Annotated in this window: 1 protein-coding gene; it reads right to left on the reverse strand. The window is 61.9% G+C overall.

What is annotated here, in order from left to right; translation table 11 throughout:
• Positions 1 to 352 (reverse strand): DUF6094 domain-containing protein (locus APY03_RS43795; protein WP_232324274.1); only part of this gene is annotated, 352 nt, incomplete at both ends.

Below are 352 nucleotides of genomic sequence, written 5' to 3' on the forward strand. Positions count from 1 at the left end.
TGCCAGCTCCCGCTGACGGACCCGGCGGCCGAAGATCACCACCTGCTTGAACTGCGTTTCCACCGCTCGGTAGATACGCAGATCGGTGTAGTGGCGCGTCAACCAGCCGACCAGCTCCGCGTCGAGCACGTAGCCGGGGACGATGAAGACCAGCACGCCGCTGTATTGCAACAGCGACAGCGAACGCTGATAGAACAGCTTTTCGAGGCGGGCACGGCCCTGGCCCTGATAGCCGATGTTGCCGTTGACGTCCTTGGACAGGTCGCCATACGGTGGATTCAGCCACAGTAGTCCGAAGGACTGCTTGGAGATCATCGTGTCCATCAGGTCCGCGTGCAGGCAGTGGTCGACC

The organism is Variovorax sp. WDL1 (genome assembly GCF_001541225.1).
In the GTDB taxonomy this organism is placed as follows: Bacteria; Pseudomonadota; Gammaproteobacteria; order Burkholderiales; family Burkholderiaceae_C; genus Variovorax.